General features: G+C 74.6%; 15 protein-coding genes. 5 read left to right on the top strand and 10 right to left on the bottom strand.

The genetic code is table 11. The features are described 5' to 3' along the window. The first annotated feature begins 58 nt into the window (after positions 1-58). Both GA0070620_RS19380 and GA0070620_RS19375 read left to right on the top strand, forming a co-directional pair. The gene (locus GA0070620_RS19380) at positions 59-2,611 is read left to right on the top strand and encodes a sensor histidine kinase (RefSeq protein WP_091592899.1); all 2,553 of its coding nucleotides are present in this window, start codon (positions 59-61) and stop codon (positions 2,609-2,611) included. Continuing rightward, a complete protein-coding gene (locus GA0070620_RS19375) occupies positions 2,608-3,288 on the top strand; it encodes a response regulator (protein WP_091592897.1) in 681 nt (226 codons plus the stop codon). Before GA0070620_RS19380 ends, GA0070620_RS19375 begins: the two co-directional genes overlap by 4 nt. Before the next feature lie 12 nt (positions 3,289-3,300). Here GA0070620_RS19375 and GA0070620_RS19370 read toward each other — a convergent pair whose 3' ends face one another. From GA0070620_RS19370 to GA0070620_RS19355, 4 genes are read right to left on the bottom strand one after another with little or no spacing between them, the layout of a single operon-like run. After that, positions 3,301-3,882 carry a winged helix-turn-helix domain-containing protein gene (locus GA0070620_RS19370; protein ID WP_091592895.1) on the bottom strand — a complete coding sequence of 194 codons (582 nt, stop codon included), beginning with the start codon at positions 3,880-3,882 and terminating at the stop codon, positions 3,301-3,303. A gap of 1 nt (position 3,883) precedes the next feature. Next, on the bottom strand, positions 3,884-4,264 hold the full coding sequence (locus GA0070620_RS19365) for an SAV_915 family protein (protein ID WP_091592893.1): 381 nt from the start codon (positions 4,262-4,264) through the stop codon (positions 3,884-3,886). Between the two features lie 51 nt (positions 4,265-4,315). Beyond that, positions 4,316-4,819, bottom strand: a complete 504-nt coding sequence (locus GA0070620_RS19360; RefSeq protein WP_091592891.1) for a universal stress protein — start codon at positions 4,817-4,819, stop codon at positions 4,316-4,318. Further along, positions 4,816-5,250 (bottom strand): hypothetical protein, encoded by a 435-nt coding sequence (locus GA0070620_RS19355; RefSeq protein ID WP_157741671.1) that lies wholly within the window; start codon positions 5,248-5,250, stop codon positions 4,816-4,818. Before GA0070620_RS19355 ends, GA0070620_RS19360 begins: the two co-directional genes overlap by 4 nt. Positions 5,251-5,442: 192 nt before the next feature. Here GA0070620_RS19355 and GA0070620_RS19350 point away from each other — a divergent pair, with 192 nt between their 5' ends. Continuing rightward, on the top strand, positions 5,443-5,850 hold the full coding sequence (locus GA0070620_RS19350) for a four-helix bundle copper-binding protein (protein WP_091592887.1): 408 nt from the start codon (positions 5,443-5,445) through the stop codon (positions 5,848-5,850). Positions 5,851-5,923: 73 nt separating this feature from the next. Here GA0070620_RS19350 and GA0070620_RS19345 read toward each other — a convergent pair whose 3' ends face one another. The 3 genes from GA0070620_RS19345 to GA0070620_RS19335 are packed head-to-tail and all read right to left on the bottom strand — an operon-like array spanning position 5,924 to position 8,225. Next, positions 5,924-6,877 carry an anti-sigma factor RsbA family regulatory protein gene (locus GA0070620_RS19345; RefSeq protein ID WP_091592885.1) on the bottom strand — a complete coding sequence of 318 codons (954 nt, stop codon included), beginning with the start codon at positions 6,875-6,877 and terminating at the stop codon, positions 5,924-5,926. Continuing rightward, positions 6,874-7,707 (bottom strand): MEDS domain-containing protein, encoded by an 834-nt coding sequence (locus tag GA0070620_RS19340; protein WP_091599019.1) that lies wholly within the window; start codon positions 7,705-7,707, stop codon positions 6,874-6,876. The genes GA0070620_RS19345 and GA0070620_RS19340 overlap by 4 nt, the downstream gene beginning before the upstream one ends. A gap of 38 nt (positions 7,708-7,745) precedes the next feature. After that, a complete protein-coding gene (locus GA0070620_RS19335; protein WP_091592883.1) occupies positions 7,746-8,225 on the bottom strand; it encodes a MarR family winged helix-turn-helix transcriptional regulator in 480 nt (159 codons plus the stop codon). A gap of 128 nt (positions 8,226-8,353) precedes the next feature. On the opposite strand from GA0070620_RS19335, the gene GA0070620_RS19330 reads away from it, so the two are divergent. Together GA0070620_RS19330 and GA0070620_RS19325 are read left to right on the top strand one after the other, a co-directional pair. Beyond that, positions 8,354-10,654 carry an LLM class flavin-dependent oxidoreductase gene (locus GA0070620_RS19330; protein WP_231921859.1) on the top strand — a complete coding sequence of 767 codons (2,301 nt, stop codon included), beginning with the start codon at positions 8,354-8,356 and terminating at the stop codon, positions 10,652-10,654. Continuing rightward, positions 10,651-11,550: an LLM class flavin-dependent oxidoreductase gene (locus GA0070620_RS19325; RefSeq protein ID WP_091592879.1), complete on the top strand. Its 900-nt coding sequence runs from the start codon at positions 10,651-10,653 to the stop codon at positions 11,548-11,550. Before GA0070620_RS19330 ends, GA0070620_RS19325 begins: the two co-directional genes overlap by 4 nt. A gap of 10 nt (positions 11,551-11,560) precedes the next feature. Here GA0070620_RS19325 and GA0070620_RS19320 read toward each other — a convergent pair whose 3' ends face one another. From GA0070620_RS19320 to GA0070620_RS19310, 3 genes are all read right to left on the bottom strand, one after another. Continuing rightward, on the bottom strand, positions 11,561-12,820 hold the full coding sequence (locus GA0070620_RS19320) for an RNA polymerase sigma factor (RefSeq protein WP_091592878.1): 1,260 nt from the start codon (positions 12,818-12,820) through the stop codon (positions 11,561-11,563). A gap of 9 nt (positions 12,821-12,829) precedes the next feature. Further along, positions 12,830-13,165, bottom strand: coding sequence for a YciI family protein (locus tag GA0070620_RS19315; protein WP_091592875.1), 336 nt, complete (start codon positions 13,163-13,165; stop codon positions 12,830-12,832). A gap of 127 nt (positions 13,166-13,292) precedes the next feature. Beyond that, positions 13,293-14,171: an alpha/beta hydrolase gene (locus GA0070620_RS19310; protein ID WP_091592873.1), complete on the bottom strand. Its 879-nt coding sequence runs from the start codon at positions 14,169-14,171 to the stop codon at positions 13,293-13,295. Positions 14,172-14,175 lie beyond the last annotated feature (4 nt).

Here is a 14,175-nt window from a genome sequence, read left to right as displayed (position 1 = left end):
GGCCGGTCGGAACCGCCACCGCGCCCCGACCCGGGGCGGCACCGGAGAGGATGGACCCGTGCCACGAGGAGAACTCCGCATCTACCTGGGCGCCGCACCCGGCGTCGGGAAGACGTACGCGATGCTGGAGGAGGCCCACCGGCGGGCCGAGCGGGGCACCGACGTGGTGATCGGCCTGGTCGAGACGCACGGCCGCAAGCACACCGCTGCGATGATCGGCGACCTGGAGCAGGTGCCCCGCCGCAGCCTGACGTACCGCGGCGCGGACTTCACCGAGATGGATCTCGACGCCGTCCTCGCCCGCCGGCCGGAGGTCGCCGTCGTCGACGAGCTCGCGCACACCAACGTGCCCGGCTCCCGCAACGGCAAGCGCTGGCAGGACGTGCAGGAGCTGCTCGACGCCGGCATCGACGTGCTCACCACGGTGAACGTGCAGCACCTCGAATCGATCAACGACGTGGTCACCCAGATCACCGGCACCGTCCAGCGGGAGACCGTGCCGGACGAGGTGGTCCGGGCGGCCGAGCAGGTCGAGCTGGTCGACATGACGCCGGAGGCGCTGCGGCGGCGGATGGCCCACGGCAACATCTACCGACCTGACAAGATCGACGCGGCGCTGGGCAACTACTTCCGGGTCGGCAACCTCACCGCGCTGCGCGAACTGGCCCTGCTGTGGCTGGCCGACAAGGTCGACGAGCAGCTCGGCCACTACCGCAGCCAGCAGGGCATCGCCGAGACCTGGGAGGCGCGCGAGCGGGTGGTCGTCGCGCTCACCGGCGGACCCGAGGGCGAGACCCTGATCCGCCGGGCCGCCCGGATCGCCGCCCGTAGCAAGGGCGCCGACCTGCTCGCCGTCCACGTGGCCCGCAGTGACGGCCTGGCCGGCGCGGACCCGGCGCAGCTGGCCCGGCAGCGGGTGCTGGTGGAGAGCCTCGGCGGCACCTACCACCAGGTTCTGGGCGCCGACGTGCCGGACGCGCTGCTCGACTTCGCGCGCGGGGTCAACGCCACGCAACTGGTGCTCGGGGCGAGCCGCCGGGGCCGGTTCGCCCAGATCCTGTCCCGCGGCGTCGGCGTGACCACCATCGCGAACTCCGACGCCATCGACGTGCACCTGGTGACGCACACCGAGGCGGGCCGTGGCCGGCCGACGGTCGCCCTGCCCGCCGCGCTGTCCCGGCGCCGGCGGCTGCTCGGCTTCGGCCTCGCCGCGATCGGCATGCCGCTGCTGACCCTGCTGCTGACGGTGCTGCCGGACCTGACCCTGGCCAGCGACATCCTGCTGTTCCTCGCCGGTGTCGTGGTGGTGGCGCTGGTCGGCGGGCTCTGGCCCGCGCTGGTCGCCGCGCTCGGCGGGACGCTGCTGATCAACTGGTTCTTCACCCCGCCCTTCTACACGCTGACGATCGCCGAGCCGGACAACCTGCTCGCCCTCGTCGTCTTCGTCGGGGTGGCGCTCGCGGTCAGCTGGATCGTGGACGTCGCCGCCCGGCGTACCCGGGAGGCGGCCCGCGCCGCCGCCGACGCGCAGACCCTCGCGGCCGTCGCCGGCGGGGTGCTGCGCGGCGGGCGGCCCCTGATCGCGTTGCTGGACCAGCTCCGGGAGACGTTCGGGCTGCGCGCGGTCAGCGTGCTGGAACTCGCCGAGGACGCGGCCAGCCGCCCGACCCGGGCCCGGGACGAGCAGGCCTGGCGCGTGGTGGCCAGCGTCGGCGACCACGCCGCCACCATGCCGGACAGCGGCGAGACGACGGTGCCGGTCGACGACCGGATCACCGTCGTCCTCTGCGGTCGCCGGTTGGCGGCCGCCGACCGGCGCCTCGTCGAGGCGTTCGCCGCCCAGGCGGCCGTCGCGCTGCGCCAGGAGCGGTTGGCCGAGGAGGCCGCCACCGCCCGGCCGCTCGCCGCGGCCGACCGGATGCGGACCGCGCTGCTCGCCGCGGTGAGCCACGACCTGCGTACGCCGCTGGCGTCCGCGAAGGCGGCGGTGACCAGCCTGCGCAGCCCCGACATCGACTTCGACGAGGAGGACCGGGCGGAGCTGCTCGCCACCGCCGAGGAGTCGCTGGACCGGCTCGCCCGGCTGGTCGCCAACCTGCTCGACATGAGCCGGCTCCAGGCGGGCGTGCTCGGTCTCACCCCGACCACGATCGGCCTGGAGGACGCGGTGCCCCGGGCCCTCGACGAGCTCGGCCCCCCGGCCGTCGACGTCAGCACCGACATCCCGGCCGACCTGCCCGCCGTGACGGCCGATCCCGGGCTGCTGGAACGGGTCCTCGTCAACATCTTCGCCAACGCCCTGCGCTACAGCCCGCCCGGCCAACCGCCGACGATCACCGCGAGCGCGCACGCCGGTCAGGTCGAGCTGCGGGTCATCGACACCGGCCCGGGTATCCCCGAGGACAAGTGGGAGCACGTGTTCCTGCCGTTCCAGCGCCTCGGCGACCGGGACAACCAGACCGGCGTTGGCCTCGGCCTCGCGCTCTCCCGGGGCCTGGCCGAGGCGATGGGCGGGAGCCTGACCCCGGAGACCACTCCGGGTGGTGGACTGACCATGGTGCTGCGGCTGCCCGCCGTGACCCACAGCCTGGCGGAGGGACCACAGGAATGACCCGCATCCTGGTCGTCGACGACGAGCCGCAGATCCTGCGCGCGCTGCGGATCAACCTGCGTGCCCGCCGGTACGACGTCGAGGTCGCCGACACCGGCGCCGGGGCGCTCAAGGCGGCCGCCGGTCACCCGCCGGACCTGGTGGTCCTCGACCTGGGCCTGCCGGACATGGACGGCGTCGACGTGATCCGGGGCCTGCGGGGCTGGACCACCGTGCCGATCATCGTGCTCTCCGGCCGGGCCGGCAGCGAGGACAAGGTCGAGGCGTTGGACGCGGGCGCGGACGACTACGTGACCAAACCGTTCGGCGTGGAGGAGCTGCTGGCCCGCATCCGGGCGGTCGCCCGGCGGTTGGGCGCACCGACCGACGCCACCGCCACCCTGCGGGTGGGCCGGCACACCGTCGACCTCGCCGACCGTACGGTCACCCGTGACGACGGCACCGAGGTGAAGCTGACCCCCATCCAGTGGGCGGTGCTGGAGAAGCTGCTGCGCAATCCCGGCAAGCTGGTCAGCCAGCGGCAGCTGCTGCACGACGTGTGGGGACCGGAGTACCAGAACGAGAGCAACTACCTGCGCCAGTACCTCGCCCAGCTGCGCCGCAAGTTGGAGGACGACCCGGCCCGTCCCCGGCATCTGATCACCGAGCCGGGGATGGGCTACCGCTACCGGCCGTGATGCCGGCTGGGGTCAGTCGGTGGTGAGGCGCACCCGCTCCGGGGCGTCGAGCCGGTAGCCGACGCCGTGCACGGTCGTGACGACCGGACCCCGGCCCGCCAGCTTCTGGCGGTTCCGGCGGATGTGCACGTCGACCGTGCGGCCACCCAGGCAGACCTGGTGGCCCCACACGTCCCGCATCAACTGCTCCCGGGTCAGCACCTGATGGCGGTGCCGGACCAGGTGGAGCAGGAGGTCGTACTCGAGTCGGGTCAACGTCAGCGGGTGCCCGCAGAGCAGGGCGGTCCGACGTCCCGTACGCAGCACGAGGGTGGCCTCGTCCGGGTCGGCCGCCACCCGCAGGCGCCGCGTCGAGCGCCCACCGGTGGAACGGACCTCCGGCGCGGAACCGTCGAGCAGGAGGCGGGCGCCGACGGGCACCGGTCCCGCGGTCGACGCGTCGCCGACGACGGCACGGATGCGTTCCACGAGGTCGCGGGCCACCTCCGTGGCGGTGCCGGCGGCCCGCACCACCACGGAGATCTCGACGGTGACGCCGTCGCCGGCCGGCTGGATGGCCGGTTCGGACGGCGTCAGGAGGGTGACGGCGGTCATCTCAGACCGGCCGGGTGCCGGCGAGCGCGGCGACGGGACGGGCCTGGTCGGCCTGCCGCGACGCCGTCGTGGCGCGAGTCGGACCGGTCCGCTGCGGCGCCGTGCCGAGGCGGGCCTCGTCGCGCGCGACCGGCGGCGCGACCAGGAGCGGGTCCAGTTGGATGCGGTCGATGCCCAGCGGCTTCAGCATGCTCCGCAGCGCCGACTCGCAAAGCGGCGTCCACGGCTGGTCCGCGCCCATGGCGCTGGCGAGCCTCTCCGGGCTGCTGAAGGCCAGCCCCACCCGCTCCCCCTGGGGAAGCCGGGCGGTACGCACCGCCAGCGCCTGCCGTCCGGGCACGGTACGCACCGGGACGGCCCAGGTATCCGGAACCTCGTCCATCGTGTTGCCTTCCTTCTCATCCAAGCTGGCCGACCGGGCGGGCGCGCCCGGTCAGCGGGGAAATCGTTCGAGATCACGGCCGAAGCGGCGGATGGCGTCGGCCCGCGCCCAGTCCGGCGCGGGCACGGTCACCACCGGCACCCTCGCCCGGCTCACGCAGTAGCGGGTGACGTGCCCGCCCTTCGAGCCGAAGCGGCCCCGCCGAGGGCTGCCCACCACCAGGACGTCCGTCTCCCGCCACGCCTCGTCGACCAGCACCTGGCCGGCGTAGCCCTGCTCGGCGAGGACGCGGACGGTCACGTCCCGCGGCTGGCCGCCGAGGGCCGTCTCGAAGGCGTCCCGCACGTAGGCGCGGGCCGCCCGGGCGAACTCCTCCTGCCAGAGCCACGGCATGGTCCCGGGGCGCCAGAGCGGCACGAACGTCCACGCCCGCACCGCGTACAGCGGGGCGCCGTCGCGGCGGGCCAGCCGCACCGCCGCGCGCAGGGCGGCCAGTCCGGCGTACGAGCGGTCCACCCCGACCACTACCCGGCCGGCGGTGACGGGGCGGCTCATGCCCGTGCCGGCACGGGCACCGGGACGGTGGCGGCCGGGCTGTCGGTGGGGACCGGGAGGTCCAGCGGGCGGAGGATGCTGTGCGTGGCGACGACCTCCGCGCCGCCCCGCCGTCGCAGGTCCTCCACGGCGCGGTGCAGCACGCTCAGGCTGGTCGCGGAGAGGCGGACCACGGCGTCGATGTCGGCGGCGATCCACCACGCCTCCACGGCGCAGGGCTCGGTGCGCAGGTAGTCCAGGAGGTGGCTGCCGGGCGTGGCGGCGGTCAGCCGGACGCCGACCAGCGCCTCGTGCCGCCGCTCCGGCTCGTCGGACAGGGGCGGGGACCCGGCCGGCGGGCCGACCGGACCGGCCGGGCGCCGGGCGGACCGCCGCCCGGCCTCCGCCGGAACCGGCTCGCGATCCCACGGCCGCAACCGTCGTGACGTCATGTCGCCATCGTGGCGAGCGGGTGGCGGTGGGGCCCGTGCCGATACGGCGATTTCACGGCTTCCCGGGCAATCTTGACGCGCTGTTGACGGTCACCGCTGCGATGGCCGAAATCCGCTGAAGCCGACCTTCACGCATGTCGGCCTGACGGACGGGTAGGGCGGTAAGGAGGCGGACGAGGGGAGGGCCGAGGAATGGCCACGATCACCAGCAGGATGCTCGACGCGTACCCGAAGTCGATCAATCTCGACCGGGGGAAGCTAGCGGCGGTCATCGACACGCTCAACGCCTGCGCCGAGGCCTGTACCGCCTGCGCGGACGCCTGCCTGAGCGAGGACATGGTCGCCGAGCTGACGAAGTGCGTCCGTACCAACCTGGACTGCGCGGACATCTGCACCACGACCGCCCGGGTGCTGTCCCGGCACACCGGCTACGACGCCAACGTCACCCGCAGCCTGCTGGAGGCGTGCGCCACCGTCTGCAAGGCGTGCGGCGACGAGTGCGACCGGCACGCCGACCGGCACGCCCACTGCCGGGTCTGCGCCGAGGCCTGTCGGGACTGCGAGCAGGCCTGCCGGGACCTGGTGGCCGCGATGAGCTGACGCTCACGCGGACCGTGCGGCGCTCGCCCTCCGGTCGGTGTCCGGCCGGCGGGACGGCAACCCGCGGTCGCGCTCAGTGCGGGTTGCCGGCGGTGAGCCGCAGGGTGAAGCCGTGCGCGTCGCGGTGCAGGCACACATGGTTGCAGGACTGGTAGGTGATCCACAGGCCGAGGCCACCGGTCGCGCCGTCGCCGGCCGGGAGCAGCCCCGCGTACGGGTCCTTCGGGCCGTCGCCGCCGTCGGTCACGGTGACCACGATCCGGTCGGTGCCGGCCCAGACGCGCAGCCGCACCGGGGGCACGCCGTGCCGCAGCGCGTTGGTGACCGTCTCGCTGACGGCGACGACCAGGTCGTCCACGTCGTCGGAGGGCAGCACCCCACGGTCGACCGCGTGCACCGCGGCCCGTGCGTCCGCCGCCGTCGGATCGGTCAGCTCGATCAGCGGTGGCCGGGCCTGCAACGGATCGGGGCGCGCGGGCCGCTGCTCACGGAGGTAGGTCGGCGGGTCGGTGTAGGTCGGGCTGGGCACGTGGCGGCCGTCCGCGGTGGCGAACCGGGGGTGCGTACGCGCCACCTCGTCGAGCAGGTGCGGCGGCGTGGTGCGGGTGTCGTACGCGCACATGCTCCAGAGCGGGAAGTCGTCGTACGCGTGGTTGATCGCCGACTCGTAGCGCGCCCACCAGTCGAACGTCGCCCCGAACGCGACCCGCGGCAGCTCACCGATGATCCGGATCTGACCGGCCCCGGCGGCGACCTGCGCGGCCAGCAGCTTCCGGTAGGAGCGGATCGCCGCGGTGGGGCGCGCGTAGACGTCCCCGCCCGGCAGGTACTCCACCTCCGTCCCGGCGGGCAACGCGGCCCGGACCAGCCCGGCGGTGCGCTCGCCGAGCGCGACGAAGGTGGGCTCGCCGGCCTCGACCCCGCCGCGCAGGAACGGGAGCACGACCGCCAGCAGCTCGTCGTCGGACTGGTAGCAGACAGCCTCGTGGTAGTAGCCCTGGTGGCCGGTGGCCGCGCCCGTCCTCATCGAGCCGCCTCCACCTGGAGGCCGGGCAGGCCGAGCAGCGTCGCGAGGCGTGCGGCGGCGCTGTGCGCGGAGCGCAGCACGACGGTGGCGGCGTGACGCCGCCCGTAGTCGCGCAGCAGCAGGAGCGTACGGTGATCGACGAAGCGCAGCTGGGCGGCGTCCAGCACCAACCGGCCGTCGACGGGGCGCAGCTCGGCCCGCTCCAGCGCGGTGGCGAACAGGTCGTGGCCGGTCAGGTCCAGCTCGCCGGCGAGCCCGGCCCGGTCGCCCAGCGGCCCGGTCGCGTACAGCTGGAACGGCACCTCGGTGGCGTTGGTGCGCGGGTGCAGGCAGGCCAGCTCGGCGAGCGTCCGGGCGTCCAGCTCCCGCCGGTCGTAGGCACACATCGCGGCGAACGGCCGGGCCCGCATGTAGCGGTCGACGAGGTGTTCGTAGCGGGCGAACGCGTCCAACTGGGCGGGGGTGCGGACCAGCGGGGTGGCCTCGGCGACCACCCGCAGGCCCTGGTAGCCGGCGGCGAGGGCGGCGTCGGTGGCCTCCGCGTAGGCGCGTACCTGGGCGGGGCCGTCCACGACCGCGCCAGAGCGGTACGCCCCGTCCAGCGGCACCACCTCGGCCGCTCCGCGGGCCAGCGCATCGCGCAGCGCGGGAACGGCGGAGAGCCGCGCGAGGACCGGCTCGGGCGGGCCGGAGCAGACATACCAGAGCCGCTCGCCGGCGTGCAGCCCGTCGAGCAGGAAGTCTTGGGCGCCGTTGGCGAAGGCGGTCGGGTCGTCGTAGACCCAGCAGAGATGGCCGTGCGGTGCCGAAGACTCCGCGTGCCTGGTCACGCCCACTTCCCCATAACGCCAGTCTATGTCGGTGCCGGTCACGGCAGCTCCGCCGGGCAGTTGCGGTGCAGCCGCGACAGGACCACGGCGGCGGCCTCGTGCAGGGCCTCCACCTGCGCGGGCGTGAGCCCGGCGAAGAACAGCTCCCGCACGCGGGCGGCGTGCGCCGGCGCCGCGGACCGGATGGTGGTCCGACCGGCCTCGGTGAGCCGGACCAGGGGGGCGCGCCCGTCCTCCACGCACTCCTCGCGGGCGACCAGGCCGCGCTGCTCCATCCGGCGGATCTGGTGGGCGAGGCGGCTCTTCTCCCACTGGAGTTCGGCGCGGAGGGTGCGGGCGCGCATCGTCTGGTCCGGGGCGGCGGCGAGCGCGGCGAGCACCTCGAAGTCGGACTCGGAGATGCCCGAATCCTGCTGGAGGCTCTGCCCGAGGGCGAGCGTGAGCTGGTTGCGCATCCGGTGGAAGGTGCGCCAGACCTGCTGCTCGCGATCGTCGAGCCAGTTGCCGGAATCGCCCATCCGACCAGCGTAGTTCGCGGTTCCCGGGTCGGCGGCTCGGCGAGATCCCGGCGCGGATGACGGGCCTCACAGTGGCGGGGTCGGGGGGTGGTCGTACACTGGTTGACGCATCAACCTTTGGGGGAGTCGTGTCAGGTACCTACCGCCACCGCCTGGAGTTCGGCACGTTCGTCACGCCGGCGAACGCGACGCCGGACACGCCCGTGGCGCTCGCCCGGCTCAGCGAGGAACTCGGCTACGACCTGGTCACCTTCCAGGACCACCCATACCAGCCGGCGTTCCTGGACACCTGGACGTTGCTGTCCTGGGTCGCCGGGAAGACCGAACGGATCCACCTCGCCGCGAACGTGCTCAACGTGCCGCTGCGATCCCCGGCGGTCCTGGCCCGCGCGGCCGCCAGCCTCGACCTGCTCTCCGGCGGGCGGCTGGACCTCGCCCTCGGCGCCGGCGCGTTCTGGACGGCGATCGAGGCGATGGGCGGCCGGCGGCTGCGCCCCGGCGAGTCGGTCGAGGCGCTGGACGAGGCGATCGACGTCATCCGCGCCCTGCTCGACGCCGGCGACCCCGCGCCGCTGCGCTACGCCGGTGAGCACCACCGGCTCGACGGCGCCCAGCCCGGCCCGCTGCCGGCCCACCACATCCCGATCTGGCTCGGCGCGTACCGGCCGCGGATGCTGCGGCTCGTCGGCGCCAAGGCCGACGGCTGGCTGCCCACGCTCGGCCCGATCGAGCCCGCCGACCTGCGCACCAGCAACAAGATCATTGACGAGGCGGCCCGGGAGGCGGGCCGCGACCCGGCGGACATCCGGCGGCTGCTGAACATCTCCGGCCAGTTCGCGCCGAGCCGCCAGGGCCTGCTGCACGGGCCGGCCGACAGCTGGGTCGAGGACCTGCTGCCCCTGGTCGTGGAGGACGGTGTCGGCACGCTCATCCTGATGACCGACGACGCCACCACCATGGCGCGGTTCGCGCACGAGGTCGCGCCGGCGCTGCGCGAGGCCGTCGACCGGGCACTGCCCGAGCCGCTGCCCACCACCGCCCGGCGCAGCGTCACCGTCCGCGCCAAACGGCGCCCCGGCATCGCGTACGACCAGGTGCCCGCCTCGCTGGCCGACAGCGCCGTCGAGCCGGGAGACATCACCTACCCGAACGTGAAGTCCAACTACATGCGCGGCGGCGCACCCGGTCTGGTGCTGCGCCCCGGCACCCCGGCCGAGGTCGCCGACGCGCTCGCCTTCGCCCGCGCGCACCGGGACCTGCCCCTGGGCGTACGCAGCGGCGGGCACGGCATCAGCGGCCGGTCCACGAACGACGGTGGCATCGTCATCGACCTCGGCCGGCTGAACACGATCGAGGTGCTGGACGAGGCGACCCGCCGGGTGCGGATCGGCCCCGGTGCCCGGTGGATGCAGGTCGCCGCCGCCCTCGAACCGTACGGCTGGGCCCTCACCTCCGGCGACTACGGCGGCGTCGGCGTCGGCGGCCTGGCCACCGCCGGTGGGGTCGGCTGGCTGGCCCGCAAGCACGGCCTCACCATCGACCACCTGCGCGCGGTCGAGCTGGTCCTCGCCGACGGCACTCAGGTGCGGGCCAGCGACACCGAGAACCCCGACCTGTTCTGGGCCGTCCGCGGCGCCGGCGCGAACTTCGGCATCGTCACCGCGTTCGAGTTCGAGGTCGACGAGGTGGGGCCGGTCGGCTGGGCCCAGTTCGTCCTCGACGCCAGCGACCCCGCCGGGCTGCTGACCCGCTGGGGCGCGGCGGTCGAGGCGGCACCCCGCGACCTGACCACCGCGATCATCATGGGTGGGCCCCGGCCCGGCCAGCCGTCGGTGGCGCAGGTGATGGCGATGGTCGACTCCGACGATCCGGCCACCATCGTGGCCGCGCTGCAACCCGTCGCCGACATCGCTCCCGGATACGACCAGCAGGTGGTCATCACCTCGTACGCCTCGGTGATGGCCAACGCGGCCGAGGGACCGCACCGGGCGCAGGGCGAGCCGGTGTCCCGCACCGGTCTGGTCGAGCACCTCACGCCCGCCTTCGCCGCGGCGGCCGCCCGCCTGGTGGCCAGCGGCGCCGTCTACTTCTTCCACGTCCGGTCGGTGGGCGGGGCGGTCACCGACATCGACCCCGACGCGATGGCGTGGAGCCACCGGGGTGTGAACTTCCACGTCACCGCGTTCGGGCGCAACCGCGCCCGGCTCGACGCGCTCTGGGAAGACCTGATGGCGCCGCACATCCGGGGCACCTACCTCAGCTTCGAGACCGACCAGCGGCCGGAGCGCCTGTTGGAGGCGTTCCCGCCCCGGACGCTCGCCCGGCTGCGCACGCTGAAGGCGCGGTACGACCCGACCTGCCTCTTCCGCGACAACTTCGCCATCGCACCCGACTCCGCTTCCGACTCGACTCCGAGGACGACGTCATGACCGACTACGGGCACGACCTCCTGTTCGGCGCCTTCGTCACGCCCACCGCGCAGCCCGTCCGGCACGCCGTGGACGTCGCCGTGGCGGCCGACCGGGCCGGGCTGGACCTGGTCACGTTCCAGGACCACCCCTACCAGCCACGATTCCACGACACCTGGACGCTGCTGAGCTACGTGGCCGCCCGCACCGAGCGGATCCGGCTCAGCGGCAACGTCCTCAACCTGCCGCTGCGGCAGCCGGCGGTGCTGGCCCGTAGCGCCGCCAGCCTCGACCTGCTCAGCGGTGGCCGGTTCGAGCTGGGCATCGGCGCGGGCGGGTTCTGGGACGCCATCGCGGCGATGGGCGGCCGGCGACTCAGCCCCGGTCAGGCGGTCCAGGCGCTGGACGAGGCCATCCAGGTGATCCGTGAGGTCTGGGCGGCCGACAAGCCGGGCGGGATCCGCGTCGACGGCGAGTACTACCAGGTCCGGGGCGCGAAGCGGGGACCCGCGCCGGCCCACGACGTGAAGATCTGGGTCGGCGCGTACAAGCCGCGCATGCTGCGGCTGACCGGCCGGGTGGCCGACGGCTGGCTGCCCACCCTCCAGTACCTGGAAGGTGGCACTTCCGACCTGACGACCATGAACGCGCAGATCGACGAGGCCGCCGCCGCGGCCGGACGGGACCCGGGCGCGGTCCGCCGGCTGCTGAACATCGGCGGCCAGTTCGCGGCCACCGGGCGGTCGTTCCTCAACGGCCCGCCGGAGCAGTGGGCCGAAGACCTCGCCGGGGTGGCCCTGGAACACGGGGTCAGCGCGTTCATCCTGGCCGGTGACGACCCGGCCGTGATCGAACTGTTCGCCAACGAGGTCGCCCCGGCGACCCGCGAGCTGGTCGCCGAGGAACGGGCCCGCTGACGCCCCGCCGTCAGTCCCCGGCGGCCTCGACCTCGGCCAGCCGGCGGCGCAGGTGCGCCCGCTCCGGCTCGGTGCCGGCCAGGTCGAGCGCCCGCCGGTAGGCCGTCGCGGCCTCGTCGAGCCGGTGGAGCCGGTGCAGCAGGTCCGCCCGGGCCGCCGGATACGGGTGGTGCGCCCGCAGCCGGGGCTCGCCGGCCAGCTCGTCCAGCAGGGCCAGGCCGGCGGCCGGGCCGTCGCGCATCGCCACCGCCGCGGCCCGGTTCAGCGCCACCACCGGCGAGGGCGTCAGTGCCAGCAGGACGTCGTAGAGCGCCACCACCTGCGCCCAGTCGGTCGACTCCTCGTCGGCCGCCTCGTCGTGCAGGGCGGCGATGGCCGCCTGCACTCCGTACGGGCCGGGTGGGCCGCCCAGCGCGGCGAGCACCAGGTCCCGCCCCTCGTCGATCATCGCCCGGTCCCAGCGGTCACGGTCCTGGTCACGCAGGAGCACCAGCTCGCCCGCCGGGCCGACCCGTGCGTCCCGGCGGGCGTGGACCAGCAGCAGCAGACCGAGCAGCCCGGCGACCTCCCGCTCGTCGGGCAGTAGCCGGCGCAGGAGCCGGGCCAGCCGGATGGCCTCCTCGGCGAGGTCGAGCCGCTGGAGTTGCGGCCCCGCGCTGGCCGCGTACCCCTCGGTGAAGATCGAGTAGACGGCTTGGAGCACGCCGGGCAGCCGGGCGGGCAGCTCGTGCGGCTCGGGGACCCGGAACGGGATCCGGGCGTCGCTGATCTTCTTCTTCGCCCGGACCAGCCGCTGGGCCACGGTCGGTGTCGGCACGAGGAAGGCTCGGGCCACCTGCGAGGTGGTCAGCCCGGCGAGGTACCGCAGGATGAGCGCCCCCCGATCGGCGGCCGGCAGCGCCGGGTGCGCGCAGGTGAAGAAGAGCCGCAGCCGCTCGTCGGGGAGGCCACCGTCGTCGTCCACCGGGGCCGCCGGCCCGGACCGGTCCGCCTCGGCGGCGAGGATGGCGAGCCGCGCCGCGTACGCCTGGTCGCGCCGGAGCCGGTCGACGGCCCGGCGCCGGGCCGTGGTGAGCAGCCACGCCCCGGGCCGGGCCGGCACGCCGTCGACCGGCCAGTGGGTCAGGGCCGCCTCGATCGCCTCGGAGGCGACGTCCTCGGCCAGGTCGAGGTCACCGAAGCGGTGGACGAGGGCGGCGAGCAGCCGCCCGCGTTCCTCCCGGAACACCGCCTCGACCGAGGCGCGGGGGCCGGCCGCCCGCTCGTCCACCCCGGCCGCCTAGAACTCGGCGACCGGCCGCACCTCGACCGCCCCGTCGCCCCGCGAACCCGGGCAGCGGGCGGCCCAGTCCAGGGCCACGTCGAGGTCGGGCACGTCGATGACGTAGTAGCCGCCCAGCACCTCGCGGGTCTCCGCGAACGGACCGTCGGTGATCGTCCGCTCCCCGGTCGGGCCGACGCGAACGGTGGTGGCCGTCGTGAGGTCCGCCAGCGAGTGCCCGGCGACGAAGATGCCCGCCTCCTGGACCGCCTTGTCGTAGGCCATCCAGTCCTCCACCGTGCACGGGTCCGGCGCGTCCCGCGAACCGCTCTGGATGAGCAGCATGTACTTCATGTCCGACTCCTGTCGTCGCTTCGAGCTGGCGTACGACCTGACGACGAGCGGGACCCCCACGTTTCGACACGGCCCCGGGGAAATTCTCCCCCGGCTCCGGCGGCCCGGGCGAGCCGCCGCGCGGCGGCTACCGCTTCAGCAGCGCGCGCAGCTCCGCGACCACCTCGGCCGGCGCCTCCTCGGCCATGAAGTGGCCGCACGAGACCGTCCGGTGCGCCAGGTCCGGTGCCCACGCCCGCCACAGCGCCGTGGCGTCGTAGCCGAGCGCGGCACCCCAGTCCTGCTGGAGGACGGTCACCGGCATCCGCAGCCGGTTGCCGGCCGCCAGGTCGGCCCGGTCGTGCGTCACGTCGATCCCGGCCGACGCCCGGTAGTCGGCCACGATCGAGGTGACCGCGTCGCGGGACGCCGCCAGGTACGCCGCCCGCACGTCCGCCGGGATGGCCTCCGGATCCCGGGTCCAGACGTCCAGGAAGTGCCCGAAGAAGGCGTCGGGGCTCCCGGCGATCAGCTGCTCGGGCAGGCCGGGCGGCTGGGCCATGAGGTACAGGTGGAAGCCGACGGCGGCGGTCGTCCCGTGCAGGACGTCCCACATGTCGAGGGTGGGCAGCACGTCGAGCGCCGCCAGGTGGGTCACCGCGTCCGGGTGGTCGAGGCCGGCCCGGACGGCGACCAGCGCGCCCCGGTCATGCCCCGCCAGGGCGAACCGGTCATGCCCGAGCGCCCGGGCCAGCGCGACGACGTCGGCGGCCATGGTGCGCTTCGCGTACCGGGCCCCGTCGGTGTCGGCCGGCTTGTCACTCGCGCCGTAACCGCGCAGGTCGGGACAGATCACCGTGTGGTCCGCGGCGAGGTCGGCGGCGACGTGCCGCCACATGAGGTGGGTCTGGGGGAAACCGTGCAGCAGCACGACCGGCGGACCGGAGCCACCCACGGCCGCCGACAGGGCCACGCCCTCGTCGACCGTCACGCGCCGGTAGTCGAAACCCTTGATGCCGAGATCCACGGCA

Source organism: Micromonospora krabiensis (assembly GCF_900091425.1).
Classification (GTDB): Bacteria; Actinomycetota; Actinomycetes; order Mycobacteriales; family Micromonosporaceae; genus Micromonospora; species Micromonospora krabiensis.
This window is presented reverse-complemented; position numbering and strand designations above follow the sequence as displayed.